Source organism: Methanolobus sp. WCC1 (assembly GCF_045690315.1).
GTDB classification, from domain to species: Archaea; Halobacteriota; Methanosarcinia; order Methanosarcinales; family Methanosarcinaceae; genus Methanolobus; species Methanolobus tindarius.
In genome coordinates, this window is record NZ_CP146979.1 from 354,097 (window position 1) to 374,651 (window position 20,555).

Here is a 20,555-nt window from a genome sequence, read left to right on the forward strand (position 1 = left end):
TGTAATCCGCATTTCCTAATATATCCTCTCAACCATCTCATTGAGCTTGAATTCTCCGCTCAATATCTTTTCTTTTAATTTTTCTGCCAGTTCTTCCGCTCTTTTACGGTCTGACTGTCTCAGAACAATAGGAACATCCTTGTGTTGTCCTTCCAGTTCAAAGTGCAGGGTTCCAAGTTCGGCAGTGAAAACTCCTCCCGGGCAGACAGTTGAGCAGAATCCGCAATTGAAGCACTGGTATCTGTTCAGCATCATCCTGTCGTCTTTGCGCTGAATTGCTTCCATGGGACAGTCTCTGATAGGTTTGCAGACTTCACAATCAAGGCATGCGTCAGGGTTGAAATTTATTGCACGGTCAGTATTCTTCCATGCATCGGCGTAGGTACTGCTACCAATCATCACTCTTTTATCGACATCGTTTACAACCATTGGAATGTCACTGTCTGTCTGCAGGGCAGCATCAAGTACAGACTGGCTAGTGACTGGTATAGCAATTGCCCATGATGCTATGCACTCCGGTCCGGCGGATGTTTTGAATCCTCCCATTAGGGCTGCGTCCATCTTGTGCATATCGGCAACGCCTGTGAGATTTGGTTTTGCAGGGCTGCTGCGTGTTCCTTCGCCGATAACAAAGCCTTCGGCTCCGTTCATGAGTACGCGTGTACCAATTCCAATTGTTTCCATCTTTGGGTCATTCTGAACCGGATTAATCTCTCCACAACCGGAAAGCGTTGCACTGTGCATGTCAGGGCTGAATTGGGTTGCATGGAAAATAGTGTTCACAGGTTTATCGGAACCATTTACAAAAGCTGCATAATTCTTGAATGCATGTCTTGTGGCATAGAGTTTGGCAAAAGGCATATCCACCAGTTTAACCTGGCTTTCGATTGTTTCTTCTTCATTTGTTACCACAGAAACATTAACTTCCTTTCCTTCAACAAGTTCCCTGAAAAGATGGCCTGCCCCGTAATTATGTTTGAGGATTGAATGTGCGGTTCCAAATACTATTGCATCGACGATTCCAAGACTTTCATTCGGGCATGGTCCAACATGGGCAGGAACACCGTTTAAGAGTACTTTTGATGCTCTTTTGAAACATACTGGAGAATTTACAGGGAAGGACAGAACAGCATAAGTTCCGCTCATAATGGCTCTTGTTGCGGTTGTAACAACGTCCACATCCATGCTGGAAACGTCTTCTCCTTTGTCAACAAGTTCGGATATCTCCTGAGCTGTCATCACAACAGCTTCTTTCTTTTCTAATTTCTCCCTGATATCGGCTACAGAACGTTCCAAAAAGTATCCCTCGTTAATTGATTACTGTTATTCGCTTATATAGCAATTCAAGCGTAAGTAAATATGGAGCTAAAAGTAAAAAAAGGTTGCAGCATTTGCTGCATTAATCAACATTAAGGATGCTGGCAAGTTCCAGACCTTCGCTTCCAAGTTCTGCGAGCTGGTCAAATGCCTCTTCCTTAGTTATGTATTTCTCGGTCCTGGTTCCGTCAGATGCTTCAATCTTGATTGTGATCTCATTTTTGACATAACCCTTTTCCAGAGATTCGCTTACAATTTCACCGTACTGCTCAGCAATAAGTTTCAGGCAGTCAAATACCTCATTGTTGCGTACTGCATCCTGTCCGTCAAGAAGTATCTGGGTAAGTTTCTGGTGTTTGATGAAAAGTTCCATGTACTTTTTAACATCGTTTACAACGCCTGAAACGTCGTCGATGTTTAATGACTGTAACAGTTTTTCATCACCAGTTATTTCGAATTCTCCCTGGTATATCTGGTATGCATCACTATCAGAAACAATCTTGAATTTCTGGTCACCTTTCTTGTTCTCAAAACTCAGATCAATGTGTGCGACACCATCAAAGTTCATAGAAGTAATTGTGTAATCAGAAACATCAATCATTTTTACCTTGTTTTCTTTTGAGAAAATACCTGCTTTGGTCCAGGTTGGCAGGGACAAGTCGCCATAGACTTCCCTGACGGAAAGAATATCGTGAGCATAAACAAGGTCGCAGGAATATTCCATTCCTGAAAAAGATGCTTTCAGAGTTCCTTTCAGAGTTCCGTCTTTTGAGGATACTGAGTATGCTTTGTTCGCCCCGTATATGCCGGACTCAAAAAGAGGATTCAGATTGTTCAGCAGGTCCATTTCTATTTTATAGATACCACTTTCGGACTGCCTTTTAATCTGTTCCAGTTTTAGGTTGAGTTCCTTGAGTCCTTTGTCAGCAGTTTCAACGCATGCATCAATAACTGAGTTTCTGCATTCAAGAATTTCTTTTTCCTCTGCACCCTTTGAACGCTCATCCACGTATTGTTGAACGTCCTTGCTAAATTCCTCTATTTCTCTGATCCTTGCTTCAAGAGAGGATATCTCTTCAGTTTCTTCCTCACTGAGCTCAATTGCAGAATTTTCAAGTGGCAGGACCTTTTTTGCCATTTCTATGAAATTGTAAAGGTCCTGAATAAAATCTCGTTGTAAAGGTAATTCGGTAGAGTCCTGAAATGTATATTTCATCCTAATCCCCGTCTTGTTTTTAATCTTATATTCTTGCAGACATAATATATAAATTACCACTCAGGGGATGAAGCGTATTTTAAATTACGCTTCTCACCACTTCAAGTATCATATTCATGTACTTTGTAGCACCGTTTTTGAGATCCATCGGATGAAGCTCACCGGATGCGAAAACTTTCTCCAGTTCCTCATATCCTTTACATACGAGGTTACCGCCAAACTTCTCAGGTCTTTCAAAAACGATCTCTTCATATCTTGGGCATATGTGGTATTTGAAAAGCTCCATTACAGGATTATCCTCAACCTGCTCTGCAGGGCAGAATGCTTTCTTCAGCTTTTTCTTCAAATCAGCTTCAGTATCATCTACGGATATGAAATTGTTATTCGATGAGGACATCTTTTCCCCGTCAAGTCCCAGAATAATTGGTGTGTGGATACACAGCGGTGCTTTAAATCCAAGTCCTGGAAGTCCTTCCCTTCCAAGCATGTGGATCTTTCTCTGATCAATTCCACCAACTGCAACGTCAACATCAAGCATTGCGATGTCAATTGCCTGCATGATTGGATAGACCATCTGGGATACTGCCGGGTCATCCATTTTCCTTCCGACTTCATCCATACTCCTTGTTGCCCGGTTCAGGGTTGTGCTACGGGTGAGTTTCAGAACGTTAAGGATGTATTCCTGTCCGAGCTGGTAGTCTGAACCATAGACGAAGCTTGTGTTCTCTTCGTCAAGTCCAAGTGCAATGAAGCATCTTTTGTTGTAATCTGCAATCTCACGCACCTCTTCAAGTGTTCCCTTTTTGTTGAGGTATGCATGCACATCTGCAAGAAGTACGGTAATCTTAAATCCAGCTTTCTGAAGGTCAAGAAGCTTGTTCACAGTAAGAACGTGTCCCATATGGATCTTACCGCTTGGCTCATATCCGACATAGGCTGTAGGATGTTCCTTTGTTTCCAGAAGCTGTTTAAGTTCGTCCTCAGTCACTATTTCCTGTACATTTCTTTTTATAAGCTCAAGTTTATCCATATGTTCACCTTATAAATCGTGGAATCTATAAACACATCTGCCTTTAAATGCTTTTTCTTCTTTTACTCATCTGTGTTTAGGTAGTATCTCTACTGAGATGAAAATTCAATCTTTTGTGTTCTGTGACTTTTTTAGTTCAGTAAGTCCTTCTTTGCAGAATTTAATGAGTCGTGGATAGTTTATTTCCTTTCCAATTTCGAGCGCTTGTTTATAGTAGTCGATGGCCTTCTGCACATCACCAAGATCTCTGTAAGCAATACCAAGATTACCTAAGAGATCCCCTTCGCCACGCGGGTCACCTATTTCACGAAAAACAACAAGTGCCTGTTTGTAGTAGTCTATAGCTTTCTTTATGTCTCCAAGATCACTGTAAGCAGTACCAAGATTACTTAAGTGATTTCCTTCTCCTCTATGTTCTCCTATTTCGCGGTCGATGACCAGCGCTTGTTCACAGTAATCTATGGCTTTCTTGACATCGCCAAGATTACTGTAAGCCAAACTGAGGTTACCTAAATCAGTACTTTCTCCACGCCAATCGCCTATTTCACGATCAATGGCAAGTGCTTGCTCGTAGTATTCTATGGCTTTCTTGACATCGCCAAGATTATTGTAAGCAATAGCAAGGTTACCTAAATCAGCGCCTTCTCCTTTCCTATCCTCTATTTCACGACTAATGGCAAGTGCCTGTTCATGATAATCTATGGCTTTCTTGACATCACCAAGATTTCTGTAAGCCAAACCGAGGTTACCTAAGTGATTTCCTTCTCCTTTACGGTCTCCTATTTCACGCGAGATAACAAGTGCTTGCTTGCAGCAGTCTATAGCTTTCTTGACATCGCCAAGATCACGGTAAGCCAAACCGAGGTTACCTAAGTGAATTTCTTCTCCGCGCCGATCATTGATTCCACGATCGATAACAAGGGCCTGTTCAAAGTGCTGAATTGCTTCAAAATAATGAGCTCTGAGTAATTCAATTATTCCAAGTTGTGAATTCCAGTAACCAAGTTTGTAAAGGTCTGTTTTTCCCTTTTTTTCATTTTCCGAAATAAGATTTGTGTAATAATACCATCTTTCAGACAGTTCCTCTTCATTCAGGAATTCAAGGTCAGTATCTTCGATACTATGAACCGAAATTATCCTTTCAGCTTTTTCCATGTCAAATTCAAGCACCGTAGTACGCCATGCGAAGAAATCCGGTGCTTCCTTAAGCAAAAGAGAAAAAGAACCTTTATTTAGCTGAATCACTATCGTGTGAGGTATCTGTAAAAAGTTTTCACGCATGATGTTCAGTCTTAACAATGTTTTGGAGTTGCCATCGTTGTTTGTAACTTTGATAGCTTCATCAAGTCCTGTTACGAAAAATGCCACCTTTTTTCCACTATTAATCGAAGTGATATATTCTTCTGACTGCATTGCGTCCTTCAGAAGCTCAAAAAGGTGTTTATGATTTTTGTCCATTCGGACATCGTAGATAAAAACACTGTTATCCAGTCTTTCTTTTATGTTCTCATGAATGACATCGCATAACACCGGTTCATTGCAGCGCAGGAAAGCTATGGTGCAATCATTGGAGATTTTCAGAAGAGTAGCAAGTTTGTCCAGTTTGGAAAGATGTTCCGGTGTCAGTTCCATCGTTAATCCTTAAGATTTATTTTATTGTTAATGGTTTTCTTCCATGATCAGGCGTACGACAGGATTTATATCACACCAGTTTTCATCATTGGCATACTCTAGTACGCTAAGATTGTGCAGGAGCCTGACCAGATTTCCGTCTCTTCTGATGCATCTATTTTTGGCAGTTTCAGCAAGTATTACATAGTCTTCATCACTTAACTGGCTACGATAAGTGTTCTTAAGATCCTTGATAACATCATTTACACAATCCATGTCGATTTTTTCTTTGTCGAATGTTATTGCGTTTAGTGCAGCATCACGGATGATTCTTATGTATTCCCTGAGTACTCCTCCACTCATATCAATAGCGAGCTCAAGGGCTTCTCCTTCTATAAGTTCAAGGTCTCCACGGCGCTCAAAGATATCTTTCATGAAGTCACGGTTCTTCAAAGCTTCTTCTGTCAGGTTTCCTTGCTTATCATGTATCTTGATACTTGGGTACATTATATCGGCACTGAAATTGATGCGTATCTGACTGTACCTGTCGCAACTTCTCAGTGCAATTGGGAAAGTGTATATAATTTTACACATAGGTTGTGTGATCTGGGTGCCGTGTTCTACAAAGATGCTCATTGCATTCTCGTATTCGGTTTTTTCCAGATTATCAATGATTATAAGCACTTGCTTGCCTGTTTTCTCAATCTCAAATACAGTATCGTTTATTATGCTAATCAGTTCTGAGACTCTGGGCTTGATTTCCTCACGGACTTCATATCTGGTTTGGCTTTCACTCTTCATTCTTGCAAAGAGATTAATAAAGTAAAATGGAATATTTACGCCAAATCCTGCACCCATTTCCTCAGTTTCAGTATTAGTTCTTACGAGAGTCCGTCCCCATTTTTCGATTCTTCCTGTCAATTCCTTGCTAAGGCTAATGTTTTCACTTATGGTTTTTTCAGTAAGTTTGGCAAGTGCCGATAACAGTACATCAGTGTATTTTACATCGTTAGGGTCCAGCAGGTCAATAACGTCATAAGATACAATAAAGAAAGCATCATCTAATCCTGATACTAGTTTATTCAATGCAGTTGTTTTTCCCGATCCACGATGTCCCATAAACAACAATTTCATGGGTTCATTGGTTTCAAGACAAAGTTCAAGTCGAGTCCTAAGTCTTGCAATCCTTTTTTCATTCTCCTCAAACCCTACGTAATATTTTTGGAGTTCTTCGCCGTTTAGGGCTTTTTCAGGATTAAAAGCATGAAATATTTGTCTTAGGTTATCAGCCATCTCTAGCATTCCGATTAAAGTTTGATTTATAATATTGAAAAATTACACTATGTAGTAATTGCCTATGTAGCATATAAATAGATATCTAAAATTTATACCTCACGGTTATGGCTTCTTTAGATAGCAAGTAGTTTTTCAAGAAAAGCCTCTCCTTCTTCAGAAGAGAATAACGGAATGTCATATTCAGTAAACACTCTTGTCCGTGTACTGGTAGTTTTGACATTAAGCTGAGGGTTGAATCCTTCAATCTCCGTCTCCTTTTTCATTATCAGAATTCCACGCCTCTGCCACGTAGGAACTTTGGAGATGTTGATCCCTCTTTCAAAAAGCAGCTCATGCATATCAGATGCTCCCTTGTTCTTAAGCATCTTTGCAGCTTCATGTTCTTCCGTACCTTCAGAAATAAGGGTGTAATAAGCGTAGGAATTGATGCAGTTTCTCCAGGCTTCATCCTGTCTCCAGACGAGATATTCACGGACGTCTTCTTCATGCATTGGAATTATTCTTGAATCGAAGGAAACCGGTTCTTCAGGATTAAGTGCCATCGTAAAAGCACTGCTGATGTATGATGGAATTATCGAGTCCAGTTTCTCTATTCTGCCGTCAAAGGCATTGTCCCTGAAAAAGAAACTGATTTCATCAGAAAAAGTATAAGCAAAAACAGGGCTCAATCCGCTTTTCTTAAAAAAGGCTTCAATAGCCTCTACAATTGCGGATGTGAACCTTTTATCATAAGGTTTCTCAAAACCTATGCGTGATAGCGCATTCTTAAAATTCCTGCCATCAATGCGCACGACCACAGGCGGTATGCAACGCAGATCTGAATAGATCTCTCGCCTTTTCATATCAGTCTTCTTCTACCACTTTATTGGCTTTTCTGAACTTGTTTACAACATTTCTCACAAGAACAATATCTCCTGCGGTGATAACCCACCTGTAAGGAATAATAACTCCTCTTGAAGTAACATCGAAAATATCTCTATTGATGTCAGAAACAGCAAGTCCTTTGACAAATCTCTCGTCTACATCTAACACAAGGTCAGCGACTTTACCTACATATGTACCTGTTTCGGTATAAATGTTCAATCCAAAAAGTGAAGTTATGTCTGCACGCATGATATCCCTACCCTCTTTTATTTTACTTATATATGAATATTTGTATGTAAGTCGGAAATTTCGTGTGTTATGTCCTGTTTCTTGAACATTTTTCCTTTTATTTTCCTAAAATTGCCTTATATCCTGATAGTTGCGATTCCTTCTTTAACTGTTTCTGCTGACTTTTGCAGGGCACTTGTTTCCTCATCGGTGAGTTCCAGCTCAATTATCTCTTCAACGCCGTTTCTTCCAAGTTTTACAGGTACACCAAGGCAAATATCATGCTGCCCATATTCACCATTAAGGAATGCAGATGCAGGGACAATTTTCTTCGTATCATTGAGTATAGCTTCCACCATAATTGTGATGGCGGCAGATGGTGCATAGAAAGCACTTCCATTTTTCAGGTGTCCCACAATCTCTGCACCGGCATTGACAGTCCTTTCAACTATTCTGTTAATAGTTTCCCCGTCCATGAGCCTACTCAGTGGAATTCCGGAAACAGTTGAATACTCAGGGAGAGGAACCATTGAGTCTCCATGTCCTCCAAGAACCATGGCATTAACATCCCTCACAGAACAGTTCATTTCCTTTGCAATGAAGGATGCAAAGCGGCTTGAATCCAGCAGACCACTCATTCCAAAAACCCTGTTCCTGTCAAACTGGGTGCAGCGAAGTGCTGCGTAGGTAATAATATCAAGAGGATTTGTCACAGTCATTATAATTGAATCTGGTGCATATTTCTGGATATTTTCACAGACCTGCTGTGTGATTTTAATATTAGTAGCCAGCAGATCACTCCTGTCCATTCCGGGCTTTCGTGCAATTCCTGCTGTAACTACGACTATATCTGCACCTGCAATGTCTGCATAATCATTTGTCCCTGTTACATCCACATCGTAACCCATAAGTGGAGCCGCCTGAAGTATATCTAGTGCTTTTCCCTGTGGCAGTCCTTCAACGATGTCAACCATGACGACATCTGCGATGTTAAGTTCTGCAAGTCTCTGGACTGTGGTGGCACCTACATTGCCTGAACCGATAACTGCAACTTTATTCATGTAAATCTCTTTCTGGGTTTGATTAAATTTGTAGTACAAATAAGGTCTGATTGTGGTATATGTGGTATAAATTATTTCGTCAAATTGGAAATTGAACCTACATATATAATTACGGACTTTATTTTATTTAGCATTTGCATCAGAGAAATATAGTTATCAATACCCTCTGTTATAATGGATAGGGGATATCATGCTTACAAGTACTTACATTCACATGCCGCGGATTGGTGCAACCGTGGAAAAAAAGATATGGGCTAATGGAATCAAAACATGGGATGAATTCATGGATAACCATAATTGCCTTCTGATCCCCCCAGCCAAAAAGGACATGATAAGGACGGGGATCCAGGATTCAAGGGATCACCTTGATGCCAGGAATTTTGAGTTTTTTGCAAAATCGCTGCCAACTTCTGAACACTGGAGGGCTTTCAGGGAGTTTTCAGACAAAGTGGCTTATGTGGATATAGAGACCACAGGTCTTTCTCCGGGAAGCTCATCTATCACAGTTGTAGGGATATATGATGGAAAAGAAGCCAGAACATTTGTAAAAGGAATTGATCTTGATGATATTGTGGATATATTTCCGAAATACGAGTTCCTTGTTACCTTTAACGGAGCAAGGTTTGACCTGCCTTTCATAAAGCGTGAATTCCCCGAAATAGAATTCAACCAGCTTCACGCAGATCTCATGTATCCTCTGCGCCGCATAAAGCTTACAGGTGGCCTGAAAAAAATAGAATGTGAACTTGGTATTTCAAGAGCAGAAGAAACCGTAGGTATCAGTGGTTTTGATGCTGTGCGCCTGTGGCATCAATATGAACGTGGTGATGAAGAATCTCTTGATTTACTACTGAAGTATAACCGTGAGGATATTGTCAATCTTAAGACTATTATTGACATGACACTCCCTCGTTTTATCGAAAACAAATTCTCTCAATAACTATCTCAATGAGCTCAGCATGAAGTTCGATCTGAAAACACTTCCTGCACTTCCCGGTGTGTATCTGATGAAAGATGTTTCCGGGGATGTGATCTATGTAGGCAAGGCCAAATCCCTGGATAAAAGAGTGCGCCAGTATTTCCAGTCAAAGAGGAATCTTTCTCCTAAAAATGTCACTCTTGTAAAACACATAGATGACATTGAGTACATTATTACTGATTCCGAAGTTGATGCCCTCGTACTTGAAGCAAACCTGATAAAAAAGTATAAACCACGTTACAATGTCCGCCTGAAGGATGACAAACGCTATCCCTATGTCAAGGTCACTATCAATTCAGAATTCCCGCGAATATTCCTGACACGAAGGCGGCTTATGGATGGAGCTATTTATTTTGGCCCTTACACAAATGCAAAAGCGATACGAACAACCCTTGAAATAATTTCCCGTATTTTCATGCTCAAGCAATGTAAGAAAAAAATAGAGCCCGGAAAAACAAGACCATGTCTTAATTATCATATCAAACGTTGTATGGCTCCCTGTAAGGAAGGCCTGGATAAGGAAGAGTATCGCAGACGTGTAATGGAAGCTGTCAGGCTCCTTAAAGGAGAAACATCTGGTCTTCTGAAGGATCTGGATAAAAAGATGCGTTTCTTTGCAGAGAATCAGGACTATGAGTCCGCTGCAATTATCAGGGACCAGATTGATTCTGTAAAATCAATATCCGAACAGCAGATAGCAACATCAGGTACCGATGATCGTGATGTTATTGCAGCAGTTTCAGATGAGAAAGCTGTCTACATTCAGGTATTTTATGTACGTCAGGGAAGCATGGTTGGCAAGGCTGATTTTACACTACTGGGTGCCAATACTTCGGAAAGTATCGAGGAGTCTATGGCCCAGTTTGTCAAGCAATATTATCAGGATTCGCCAATCCCTCCGGAGATTCTTGTGCAGTATGAGCTTCCTGACAGTGAAATCATAGTAAAATGGCTCTGTCAACGTTCCGGAAGAGATGTACGTGTTCATGTTCCCCAGCGTGGGGATAAGAAAAAGCTGGTGGAAATGGCTGCAAGAAATGCTGAAATGTCAAAGAGAATGGCTGGACTTAAATCAACTCCTTCTGAATCTTCCATTGGAGCGCTGGAAGCATTGAAAGATGTTCTTCATCTTGAAACACTCCCTCTTCATATTGAAGGTTTCGATATCTCCAATATCTCAGGAACAAATGCTGTGGGTTCAATGGTATATTTTGAAAATGGTCGACCTGCAAGCAGCAAATACAGGCAGCACAATATCAAAACCGTGAAGGGAATTGATGATTTTGCCATGATAGCTGAAGTGGTTCACAGAAGGTATTCACGTTTACTGAAGAATAAAGAACCACTGCCCGATTTGATTCTGATAGACGGAGGTCCGGGGCAGGTTGGTGCTGCAAAATCTTCTCTGGATTCTCTGGGACTTGATATTCCTATGATAGGTCTGGCTAAAAGATTTGAGCATATAATAACCACAAAAAAAGGACCTGATGAGGTTATAATTCTCCCTCATAGTTCGCCTGCACTAAAACTGCTCATGCACATTCGAGATGAAGCTCACAGGTTTGCGGTGAGCTCCCACCGCAGAAGGCGGTCTGCAAGTCTTACGCATTCGGAGCTTGATTCTATTCCCGGAGTCGGTTCTTCAAGAAAAAAGGTCTTGCTTGAGAATTTTGATTCAATCGATAAGATAAGAATGTCATCGGTTGAGGAGCTTTCATCTCTTGATGGAATAAGCAAAAACCTTGCCCGGAAAATACTGCAGCATCTAAACAAATAATTAAATCTAATTAATCTATTTGCGGCAAAAATAAATACTGTGGGCTCCAATATTGATTCTAAGAATTTTGTGCAAATTATAAAGTGTGATTATATGGGAAAAGAACTGGAGTTTTACGGGAAAAGCCATAGTCCTGATATCAGGATGTTGCATGACATGGACGAAGTAGTACATGATCAGCAATGGCTGCGTTCACAGGAAAATATTGAACTTTATTACATGTATCGTGATCTTTCAGCAGATGAAAACGATCACAAAAAGATAGTTGAAAACAGCCTTCGTTATGATGTTACTATAATTCCACCTGCAATGCTTGGTGACGAGTATGTTAAAACAGCAGGTCATTATCATCCGGCTGTGGAAGGTCACAATATATCTTATGCTGAACTATACCAGGTTCTTGAAGGCAAGGCAACTTATCTTCTCCAGAAAGCCGAGAATGGAAAGGTTGTGGATGTGATTGTCTGCGAGGCAACAGCAGGTGATCTTGTTCTTGTGCCGCCGGATTACGGGCATATTACCATCAATGCTTCACAGGAAACATTGAAAATGGCTAACTGGGTGTGTAGGGATTTCTCTTCCTTGTATGAGCCTATTAAGAAACTATCAGGTGGAGCTTACTATCTGCTAAAGGATGGTTTTATAAAGAACCCTGATTATCCGTCGGTGCCTGAGATCAGGTATGAGAAGCCACATGACTATCCGGAAGCCAATTTATTCTGCGGAACTGACATGTACGTTATGGTAAAAGAGATTGAAAAGCTTGACTTCCTCGTGCATCCACAGGATCACCCTGAGATATTCGGGAGAATGACGTCTGTCTGAATCTCTACTCTTTTTTAAACTTATGCGAAACTATAAATGTCTGGCAGTTACTAGTCTTAGAGATAAAACAGTCACAAAACGGTAGAGGTATGTCTTTGCAGAGGAACCAGCGTATTCAGTTCACATCATCTAAAATAGAAGACTTGATGTTCAGAACCACCTTCAATCCTAAAACAATGGAAGGTGATGTTATCGTGAACCTTTCACTTATTGATAAACAGGACTTTGATGATGTTCTCAAGATATTCAGTATGGCCATCAATAGCGGGCTTTCTGTAAGTCCGTTGCTTAAGATTCTCCATGAAGGGGACTCGATAGGTGACAGGAAGATTGGTGAAGATGAGGTTGGTTTTGCAACTGTGTGCAGTATTACTATCGATGGTCTTCTCCTTAAAGCCGGTGTCATGGTAAAACCACGTTTTGGAGGTCTTGTGGAGATTCGCGACGGTGAACCTATTCGTTTCACAAACGTGCTGACATATCAGAGCACTACCATTGATCCTCTTGAGGTTCTCATGTCACAGGAGCTGACTTCCGTAATGAGTATGCTTAAAACCGGTTCCGGAAAGATTCTTGCAAACCTGCGTGAGGCTCCCATGGTTGCCAGGGATATAATCGACAGCACATTGGCTGATATGGTGGATGCCGGAATAAACGGAATTCTTGAGGTTGGAGAGCCGAATACCAGAATACTTGATGTTCCGGTTGAACGCGATCATCTCGGAATCGTGGTAATAGGCGGTACCAACCCGATGGCAATTGTTCAGGAACACGGAATTCCTATCAGGACAAATGCGATGTCCACTCTTATTGATATCAATAAGTTATCCCACATCAATGATCTTGTTTGATGTGGTTTAAAATAGTTTTTTAAGTTTTAAATTGCACTTTCAGCTTAACTGGGCGGCGATTGCCGCATTAAGTTTCTGGATAAACTCTTCTTTTTTACCAAATGGTACTGTAGCTCCGGCAGCAATGTCATGTCCGCCACCAGCTCCTCCTAGTTCCTGGCATACAATACTCAATGCTTCTGCAAGGTTAAGTCCTCTGTTTATGAGTTCCTGGGTTCCCCTTGCTGAAACTTTATAGCCGTCATCTTTGTCTGCAAAGGCTATTATCGGTAATTTGCGGTTACCTGCAGAAGAATGACTCATCCCTGCCACAATTCCTACTATTGTTTCCGGAATTGTGCTTCCTGCATCAAAATACTGCATGTGGGAAAGCTGTGTGATTCCATTATCCTTTACAAAATTAAGTCCGTCAACAAGATTCTTGCGGTGGGTATGAAGCAGATCCTGGGCTCCTATATATGCTTCATCCCGGTCTCCCATGCACACTTGCATTCCAACTTCAGCCTGCATGTATCTTCCGGTCGCGTTAAGTAGTGTTGAATACTCACTTGCATCTCTCATTTCAGTGCCTTCCTGTTCTGAAAGCAGGATGTAGCCTTCTGAGACAAGCCGGCTAATATTGTATGAAGACATGCCGCTCTGCATCGCATGTTGCAGGAGGGATGATGTAACATTTTTCTTTTCCTCCTCGGAAAGATCTATCCATCTTCTCCACTTTTCATCGTTTGCAAACTGCAGACCTACATTTGCCAGAAAATCAATACATACATCTTCGTTACCTGTAAGTTCCGGGATGAAAGGGTCTGATGAAAACTGTAACATTTTGTAAACAGGTCTTGTCTGTTTCCCGAAAAGTGAAATATCTGTAACAGATGCTATTACTTCGGGATTTGCATCCAGTATCATTCTGTTAAGGCTGACAAGTTTACCATATTTCCTGTATTGCATGTCTCCGACACACCCTACGATGGCAAGGTCTGCAAGGTCGCGATTATTCCCAAGCTGGGTTGCAAGTATGAATGTGGTGCCTGATCCGCTTATTTCATAAGAGCCGTTAGCTCCGAAAAGATGGGGATTGAGGTGGAATTTTGTGTTTCCCTGTGGTCTGTGGTGGTCTGAAACAATTGCGTGAACTCCGTAGTTTGTAATGTGTTCCAGTTGACCGCTTCCAAGGTCTGTGAAAATGGTAAGTTCAGGATTGATATCTGCAATCTCTTTTACAATTGTTTCGTCAAGCTGCTTGACAAACATCATATCATATCCTATGCCTGCTCTTTCGAGGGCTTTTGCAATGATGGCTCCTGAAGTAATCCCATCTGCATCGATATGTGATACCAGCTGCACCTCATCGTATTTTCTTATCTCTTCAGCACATTCCCTGGCTCTATCTGCCATCATTACCATTGTTTCAGACATTTTTATCCTCTTATTGTACCAACCTGAGTTTCTTCCATCCTTTTGGGTCTATCAGGTACTTATTGCTCTCTCTTTCAATCCGGGGATATGCCTGAATCTCTTCAACTGTAACTTTTGCAGTGTCTTCATCGTGATATCTGCGGCACAGTTCGGTCCATGGGATCATATATGCTTCCCGTGTACGTCCTACGCCCATTCTAAGTTCCACTGCGAGAAATCCCGTCCTTCCGGATTTTAAAAGGAAATCAGATATTCTATCTATCTGGTGCACACCGTTCTTATCTGTTGTGAAATGCTGTGTGAAATAAAGCGCCTTTGCACCTTTATCTACTGATATGCTTTTGCATTCGATTCCCATGTAGTGGTCAGGGTCAAGCGAATCTACAAGAACGTCCAGAAATTGTGAAGTGAACCTGTGTTGTTTCAGGCGGTAGGCTACACCTTTCATTTTGTTCTCTTCGAAGAATGCGTTAAATGACTTGACAAGTTCCCTTTCAAATTCTGTCATTGGTTGATCACGTTTTTTGAATTATATTATTTTTAATGTTATATTTAAGATTGCACTGTAGGGTGAAAGTATTCGTATCATCTCATTAAACCAACTGAAACTTTCCTGTTGTTCGATAGATTCATGTATATCTTTACTTAATTAGCAATGATGACTAAGAAAAATCTGGAAATCATATCTTCAATAGGTTCAGTAATACTATTGATAATAATGTTTGCTCTTTCACACATGATGAGGGATTCTATCACTCAGGAATACGGATTTATTGTGTCGCTTGTGGTGTTCATACTTGTCATGTCCGTCATTGGTTTAAAACTGAATGAAATGCAGTGAGGCCTGATAATTGGCAGTTTACAGCGCAAGCTTTACTATAGATACAAAAGGAAATGCAGATATTATTGATATAACACCTGAGGTTTCAGACATTGTGAACTCATCAGGTCTGAGCGATGGTATTGTTCTTGTTTATGTTCCTGGCTCGACTTCTGCTATAACTACAATAGAATATGAGCCCGGACTTGTACATGATCTGAAAGCTGCTCTTGAAAGACTTGCTCCTGAAGGAATTGTATATCAGCATAATGAGAAATGGCATGATGGAAATGGACATTCTCACATACGTGCTTCTTTTATCGGGCAGGGCGAGTCATTTCCACTAATAGATGGTAAGCTGCTTCTTGGTACATGGCAGCAGATTATTCTGGTGGATATGGATAACCGGCCACGTTACAGAAAAGTGTTTGTCCAGATTTACGGCGAGAATTCTTACAGCTAAAAGTTAATTGCTGTACGTTTGTTTATTAAAAGTAATAAAGAAAAGAGTTTTCCGGCTTTAGCCGGAAGTGAGTGAGTGTTTATCCCTGTTTTACGAGGAACTTTACAAAATCCGGGCTAAGTCTTGTTTCCCTGATCATCTTGTCTTCTACGTCTTCGTCTGAAAGGCCGTCCTGCTTGTACTGTGCAATACGGTCATACACACTCTGTGAAACTTCAGAGTACTCGTTGATGTCCTTTCTGTGTCCCCATACGTCTCCTTCAAGGAGCTCAATTCCCTGCATCTCAAGGTACATTTTTGCGGAGTTTGAGATGGTTCTCTTATATGAGCTTGGGATGTGGAGTGCCTTTACATTTGGACATTTCATTATAAGTGAAAAGATGTCCGTGTTTGATGGTCTGAATGCGAGGTGAATAATCTCTTCGTTTGGGCCAAGTGAATTGATCTCTTCCTTTGAACTTACAACTCTGATTTTCATGTTTTACCTTCCTTTTTTTTTGCGTTTTTTTGCAATTTTTATTGCTTATAGTTGAGAAATTTACTCTCTAAAAATTAGTGTATATACAAACTTTTATTTAAAGGTTGCTGATATAACGTTATATCGATGGTATAAAGTAGCTTAATAATATAATTACTTAGTTTTTTGACACTGTGCTTTACGTGCAAAACCGTTACTCATAACTTCTTATCTTTTTTATTTGTACTGTATGTGCTTGTTTTTTTAATGGTATTTTTCTATTTTTTTATATTTTACTAAAAAATAGTTTTTTTATATTTTGTGATGAATAGTGGTAATATTAAGTTGCCCGGTAAAAAAATTACTGTTGTCTGTGAACAACTAAGTTTGTGTGTATTTGTACTATATATATACAGTTCATTTGTGATTTCGATGTATATACAACTCTGATTCTTTACTATTTTTTCTGATTGCAAAAAGAAATAGGTAACGGCCTATTTTTAGTTACTCAGTTTTGTTTGGATGTAAAAGCTTATATAAATACGCTTCCATTTTAAGAGACGTGTATCCTAAACTGTTGCCAAAATTAAGGGTAAAAAACGATGTAAAAGTAGTTTATATTGCCTTTGGAATAGTTTTGACTTACTTTTCCATATATATGCCTGACATTATGGAAGTAGCTGGGATAGATGGTGTTCAGATAAGTTCAACTGTTTCTTTTGGTGCATTGAATGGGATGTTATTTGGTCCATTATGGGGTTCTCTCATAACTCTTTCTGGAATCTCTCTATATAAAATAAGTGCTGGAACTTTCTTCTCAATGACTGCATTTTCATTACTCTCATTGATATTTAATGCTATGACTTCAGTAGTTTCAGGTCTTGTGGTTAATAGGGAGCACAAGGCTGCAAAGGTAATTTTCTTTGGACTTATTTGTATATGGTACTTATTTGATGTAGGCAGGACTGCATACTTGTATCCCTGGTATCACCTGCTTGTACTTGGAGCATTTGTGTATTTTGACAGGCTAATTCTTAAAAAAAGCATCACTTCAAGGCTATTTATCTTTGTCTCTTTATTTTTTGCCTCATTGCTCGGGGTTCTCACGGACCACATGGCAGGCAGCATATCGTATCATCTATTATATGATCTTCCGGCAAGTGCTTATAAATCGGTCATATTGGTTTATCCTGTGGAAAGAACCATTCTTGCATTCTTCCCGGCATTTCTCGTATATGTGTTAATAGTTGTTTTCAAGGATATCTTGCTTTCATCAGGGGATATTGAAAGCGATATAAATGACCGTAAATCCCGTGATCTGGATGAATATATCAAGAATGATGTTCTCGATATACTGAAAAATGATGAAAAATAGATGTATTGAAGTAATAATCACTTCATTGCTTCGATCTTTTCTTTAATAGAAAAAATGCTCTTTGAGAACAGATGTTCGGGCTCTGTATGGACAAGGATTTCATCCTTGCTTCGGGTTGCAATCTCACACATACATGGAATTGTTGCAAGAACAGGGACTCCGTATCTTTTAGTATCGATTATGTCGATTATATTACGATGGGACATGTTGTCAATAATGCCACATTTTTTATCAAGAAGGGAATAAACTCCGTTTATAAGCTGTTCTGTACAGCTGGTACAGGCATTGGTATCATTGTGTACTATGATTACCATATCAGATGCTGCCACTGCATTAATTGACTCATATTCCACTCCCGGACTGGTGTCGAATATTATTACATCAAGATCCTTTTCTGAAAGTTCTCTCTTTCCGTTCATTAGAGCTTTAAGGGCACTTGCCTGCCAGTCACGATCTTTACTTACCAGATCTCTTATCTCTCTGATATCCGGGTTTGAAAAACTAAGGTACATATGAGCTTCAGTTCCCATTTCGCCTTTGACATCTGTAAGTGTGTCATTTATATTGCATTTCCCTGAAAGGAAATCATTAATCCAGAAATGGGTTTTAGGCTCAAACATTGAGCAGAGTGACGGTCCTCTAAGATCAAGATCTATAAGACACGTGTTTTTCCCGGTAGATGCAAAAGCAACTGCTAGGTTCATTGCAATACTGGTTTTCCCTGTACCGCCTTTGGAAGAATGGATTGCTAATGTGAGTGTCATGTTAATTCATTGATTAGTTCAATTAGGGTATATCAATATTTCATATATGCAGAAATTAGCATCTATCTCATCATATATTATTTTTTCTTTAAGCTATCGTTGATACGGAAATATACTTTCCTTCCTTCTCTGTATTTCCGTACATGGTTCATTCTGACAAGCTGGTTAAGATAGTTACTTTCAACTGCTCTTTCTTTATTTGTTATTTTTGAGATCTCATCTGCCGTTGCAGGTCCAATCTCAAATAATGTTGTGGCAGTTGTCCTAAGATGGTCGGGAAGGGACAACAATGTGATAACGTCCAGGGAATCAGCCATGATTCTTTCTTTTTCGCTGATCTGTTCGTCCCTGTTATCAACCTGTACTATGAGCTTGTCAAGTTTGGAATTAATGTCTTTTAAATTGGTGACAATCTGTTCAAGGAGTTCAGAGTCCAATATTTTGTCTCCTGCATTTAATCATCGGAATTTTCAACTATTCTATGTTTGTTTGTATATACAATTATCCGTCATAATCACTAATAAAACTTTCTGGTCAAGTTTCACAGCAAGCTTTTTACCATGTATGCTTTTTCAAGTCCATAGCCTACCTTCTTATAGTAACCACGAACACCTATACCACTTATTATGGCAAGTTTATTGTATCCTGCATCTCTTGCAAGCTCTTCTGCATGTGTAATTAACTCTCTGCCATAGCCTCTGTGTTGCCAGTCATTCATGCCGGCTTCTTTACCCACAGCTACGGTTGATCCGTATATGTGTAGTTCTCTTACAAGTGCTGCACCGGAAAGCTCTTCACGGTGTGGTCTTGCCGGGAATCTTAATCTTAAAAATCCTATAAGGATGTCTTTTTCAATGTCTTCAAAGGCAATAAAGTGTTCCTGTCCACCACAACATTCGTATGATTCAACAGTTAGTTCTATGTTCTCAATATCAGGTTCATTTCCTTTTAGCATGTTATGCCCGACTTCACGGCATCTGATACAGCGGCACTTACCTCCATGCTCTTCCAGATGTTCGTGTGCTAGCTGTCGTATGTTACTTTTCCTTACACCTGCAAGTATCTGCGGTGATGGGATATCTCTCTGTATACGTTGTAATCTGACCCATTTAGGGATGAATGATTTAATTTCCGAAAGCATCAGTGTTGCTTCGTCGTCTCCAATAGCTTGGTATTTTCCTTCTTTCCACATTCTGTGAAGCTCAGTACCTTCAGTAACCAGAGTAGGATATATTTTCAGGTAATCAGGTCTGAATCCCGGCTCATCAAAAAGTCGTTTGAAATTCCTGATGTCCATTTCTATGTCTGTTCCAGGAAGTCCTGGCATCATGTGGAATCCTACCTTCAGTGCACTGTCCCTAAGTATCCTGTTAGCTTCAATGCTTTCAGCAACTGTGTGTCCGCGTTTCATTCTCTCAAGTATGAAATCATAAGTACTCTGGACACCAATCTCTACTTTGGTGGCACCAAGTTCAAGCATCTTGTCTATGTGGTGTGTTTTAGCCCAGTCCGGACGTGTCTCAAAGGTAATTCCGGTGTTCTTCACCTCTGCAGTCTCATTTGCTTTCTGCACGTCCTCTATGGTGTAATATGGAATAGTTTTACCAATTGGATTTGCTTCCTGCCTCCATGAATCTCCATAAAAATCATTCATGGCTTCAAGACAGCGTTTTGCGTACCATTCCTGATAATCTATTGGCCTTGCGGAAAATGTACCTCCCATGACTATCAGTTCGGCTTTTTTTACCTCATGTCCTATCTGTTTTAGCTGGGTCAATCTGTTTGTTACAATTTTATACGGGTCGTATTCAAACTGTATGGCTCGCATGGTGGAAGGTTCCCTTCCCATGTAACTCTGTGGTGAATGGAATTCAGAATTAGGTCCTCCGGGACATGGAACGCATATTCCGTGAGGACATGGTGCAGGCGATGTCATCGCAGCAATTACTGCAACGCCTGAAATTGTTCGCACCGGTTTGCGCTGAAGAACAGCCCTGACAATTTCTTGCTCGTTATCATTTCCTGATATAATGATGTCAGCATTTTTTGGAAGGGTGGAAAGGCGAAACTCCTTTGCTATTTTTTTCTTGGAATTATTGAGCTCTTTCTCATCTTTAATAGTGCCATCCAGCACCATGTCAAGTATTTTGCGACATGCTGTTTCAAAATTAGTCTTATCGTTATCAGTCATGAGCCATCAAATCT

21 protein-coding genes are annotated in these 20,555 nt (G+C 40.3%); 7 read left to right on the forward strand and 14 right to left on the reverse strand.

Annotated elements, in window-relative coordinates; genetic code table 11:
• Positions 1 to 15 precede the first annotated feature (15 nt).
• From V7O61_RS01850 to mdh, 8 genes are all read right to left on the reverse strand, one after another.
• Positions 16 to 1,296 carry a methanogenesis marker 16 metalloprotein gene (locus V7O61_RS01850; protein WP_407282931.1) on the reverse strand — a complete coding sequence of 427 codons (1,281 nt, stop codon included), beginning with the start codon at positions 1,294 to 1,296 and terminating at the stop codon, positions 16 to 18.
• Between the two features lie 103 nt (positions 1,297 to 1,399).
• Positions 1,400 to 2,533 carry a hypothetical protein gene (locus V7O61_RS01855; RefSeq protein WP_407282930.1) on the reverse strand — a complete coding sequence of 378 codons (1,134 nt, stop codon included), beginning with the start codon at positions 2,531 to 2,533 and terminating at the stop codon, positions 1,400 to 1,402.
• A gap of 79 nt (positions 2,534 to 2,612) precedes the next feature.
• Complete coding sequence (locus tag V7O61_RS01860) at positions 2,613 to 3,563, reverse strand: tyrosine--tRNA ligase (RefSeq protein WP_407282929.1); 951 nt, start codon at positions 3,561 to 3,563, stop codon at positions 2,613 to 2,615.
• A 105-nt stretch (positions 3,564 to 3,668) separates the two neighbouring features.
• Positions 3,669 to 5,195, reverse strand: a complete 1,527-nt coding sequence (locus V7O61_RS01865) for a tetratricopeptide repeat protein (RefSeq protein WP_407282928.1) — start codon at positions 5,193 to 5,195, stop codon at positions 3,669 to 3,671.
• Positions 5,196 to 5,222: 27 nt separating this feature from the next.
• A complete protein-coding gene (locus V7O61_RS01870; protein WP_407282927.1) occupies positions 5,223 to 6,467 on the reverse strand; it encodes a P-loop NTPase fold protein in 1,245 nt (414 codons plus the stop codon).
• 116 nt (positions 6,468 to 6,583) lie between these two features.
• Positions 6,584 to 7,312 (reverse strand): tRNA(His) guanylyltransferase Thg1 family protein, encoded by a 729-nt coding sequence (locus V7O61_RS01875; protein ID WP_407282926.1) that lies wholly within the window; start codon positions 7,310 to 7,312, stop codon positions 6,584 to 6,586.
• Between the two features lies 1 nt (position 7,313).
• Positions 7,314 to 7,583, reverse strand: a complete 270-nt coding sequence (locus tag V7O61_RS01880) for a PRC-barrel domain-containing protein (RefSeq protein ID WP_023844757.1) — start codon at positions 7,581 to 7,583, stop codon at positions 7,314 to 7,316.
• A 116-nt stretch (positions 7,584 to 7,699) separates the two neighbouring features.
• Positions 7,700 to 8,623 carry a malate dehydrogenase gene (mdh, locus tag V7O61_RS01885; RefSeq protein WP_407282925.1) on the reverse strand — a complete coding sequence of 308 codons (924 nt, stop codon included), beginning with the start codon at positions 8,621 to 8,623 and terminating at the stop codon, positions 7,700 to 7,702.
• A gap of 190 nt (positions 8,624 to 8,813) precedes the next feature.
• On the opposite strand from mdh, the gene V7O61_RS01890 reads away from it, so the two are divergent.
• From V7O61_RS01890 to V7O61_RS01905, 4 genes are all read left to right on the forward strand, one after another.
• Positions 8,814 to 9,563 (forward strand): ribonuclease H-like domain-containing protein, encoded by a 750-nt coding sequence (locus tag V7O61_RS01890; RefSeq protein WP_288070123.1) that lies wholly within the window; start codon positions 8,814 to 8,816, stop codon positions 9,561 to 9,563.
• 19 nt (positions 9,564 to 9,582) lie between these two features.
• Complete coding sequence (gene uvrC, locus V7O61_RS01895) at positions 9,583 to 11,379, forward strand: excinuclease ABC subunit UvrC (protein WP_407282924.1); 1,797 nt, start codon at positions 9,583 to 9,585, stop codon at positions 11,377 to 11,379.
• 93 nt (positions 11,380 to 11,472) lie between these two features.
• Complete coding sequence (locus V7O61_RS01900) at positions 11,473 to 12,204, forward strand: glucose-6-phosphate isomerase family protein (RefSeq protein WP_023844753.1); 732 nt, start codon at positions 11,473 to 11,475, stop codon at positions 12,202 to 12,204.
• A gap of 95 nt (positions 12,205 to 12,299) precedes the next feature.
• On the forward strand, positions 12,300 to 13,055 hold the full coding sequence (locus V7O61_RS01905) for a DUF128 domain-containing protein (protein WP_407283379.1): 756 nt from the start codon (positions 12,300 to 12,302) through the stop codon (positions 13,053 to 13,055).
• Positions 13,056 to 13,094: 39 nt separating this feature from the next.
• Here V7O61_RS01905 and V7O61_RS01910 read toward each other — a convergent pair whose 3' ends face one another.
• Complete coding sequence (locus tag V7O61_RS01910; protein ID WP_407282923.1) at positions 13,095 to 14,471, reverse strand: DHHA1 domain-containing protein; 1,377 nt, start codon at positions 14,469 to 14,471, stop codon at positions 13,095 to 13,097.
• A 10-nt stretch (positions 14,472 to 14,481) separates the two neighbouring features.
• Positions 14,482 to 14,979: a hypothetical protein gene (locus V7O61_RS01915; protein ID WP_023844750.1), complete on the reverse strand. Its 498-nt coding sequence runs from the start codon at positions 14,977 to 14,979 to the stop codon at positions 14,482 to 14,484.
• A gap of 147 nt (positions 14,980 to 15,126) precedes the next feature.
• Here V7O61_RS01915 and V7O61_RS01920 point away from each other — a divergent pair, with 147 nt between their 5' ends.
• Both V7O61_RS01920 and V7O61_RS01925 read left to right on the forward strand, forming a co-directional pair.
• Positions 15,127 to 15,312 carry a hypothetical protein gene (locus tag V7O61_RS01920; RefSeq protein WP_023844749.1) on the forward strand — a complete coding sequence of 62 codons (186 nt, stop codon included), beginning with the start codon at positions 15,127 to 15,129 and terminating at the stop codon, positions 15,310 to 15,312.
• 10 nt (positions 15,313 to 15,322) lie between these two features.
• The gene (locus V7O61_RS01925) at positions 15,323 to 15,754 is read left to right on the forward strand and encodes a secondary thiamine-phosphate synthase enzyme YjbQ (RefSeq protein WP_407282922.1); all 432 of its coding nucleotides are present in this window, start codon (positions 15,323 to 15,325) and stop codon (positions 15,752 to 15,754) included.
• A gap of 79 nt (positions 15,755 to 15,833) precedes the next feature.
• Here V7O61_RS01925 and V7O61_RS01930 read toward each other — a convergent pair whose 3' ends face one another.
• A complete protein-coding gene (locus tag V7O61_RS01930) occupies positions 15,834 to 16,232 on the reverse strand; it encodes a DUF1699 family protein (protein WP_023844747.1) in 399 nt (132 codons plus the stop codon).
• A 541-nt stretch (positions 16,233 to 16,773) separates the two neighbouring features.
• On the opposite strand from V7O61_RS01930, the gene V7O61_RS01935 reads away from it, so the two are divergent.
• On the forward strand, positions 16,774 to 17,586 hold the full coding sequence (locus tag V7O61_RS01935) for a hypothetical protein (protein WP_407282921.1): 813 nt from the start codon (positions 16,774 to 16,776) through the stop codon (positions 17,584 to 17,586).
• Positions 17,587 to 17,603: 17 nt separating this feature from the next.
• Here the strand turns inward: V7O61_RS01935 and V7O61_RS01940 are convergent, their stop codons facing one another.
• The 3 genes from V7O61_RS01940 to V7O61_RS01950 form a co-directional block, all read right to left on the reverse strand.
• Positions 17,604 to 18,350 carry a MinD/ParA family protein gene (locus V7O61_RS01940; RefSeq protein WP_023844745.1) on the reverse strand — a complete coding sequence of 249 codons (747 nt, stop codon included), beginning with the start codon at positions 18,348 to 18,350 and terminating at the stop codon, positions 17,604 to 17,606.
• 77 nt (positions 18,351 to 18,427) lie between these two features.
• Positions 18,428 to 18,787: a helix-turn-helix domain-containing protein gene (locus V7O61_RS01945; RefSeq protein WP_023844744.1), complete on the reverse strand. Its 360-nt coding sequence runs from the start codon at positions 18,785 to 18,787 to the stop codon at positions 18,428 to 18,430.
• A gap of 104 nt (positions 18,788 to 18,891) precedes the next feature.
• Complete coding sequence (locus tag V7O61_RS01950; protein ID WP_407282918.1) at positions 18,892 to 20,541, reverse strand: tRNA uridine(34) 5-carboxymethylaminomethyl modification radical SAM/GNAT enzyme Elp3; 1,650 nt, start codon at positions 20,539 to 20,541, stop codon at positions 18,892 to 18,894.
• Between the last annotated feature and the right edge of the window lie 14 nt (positions 20,542 to 20,555).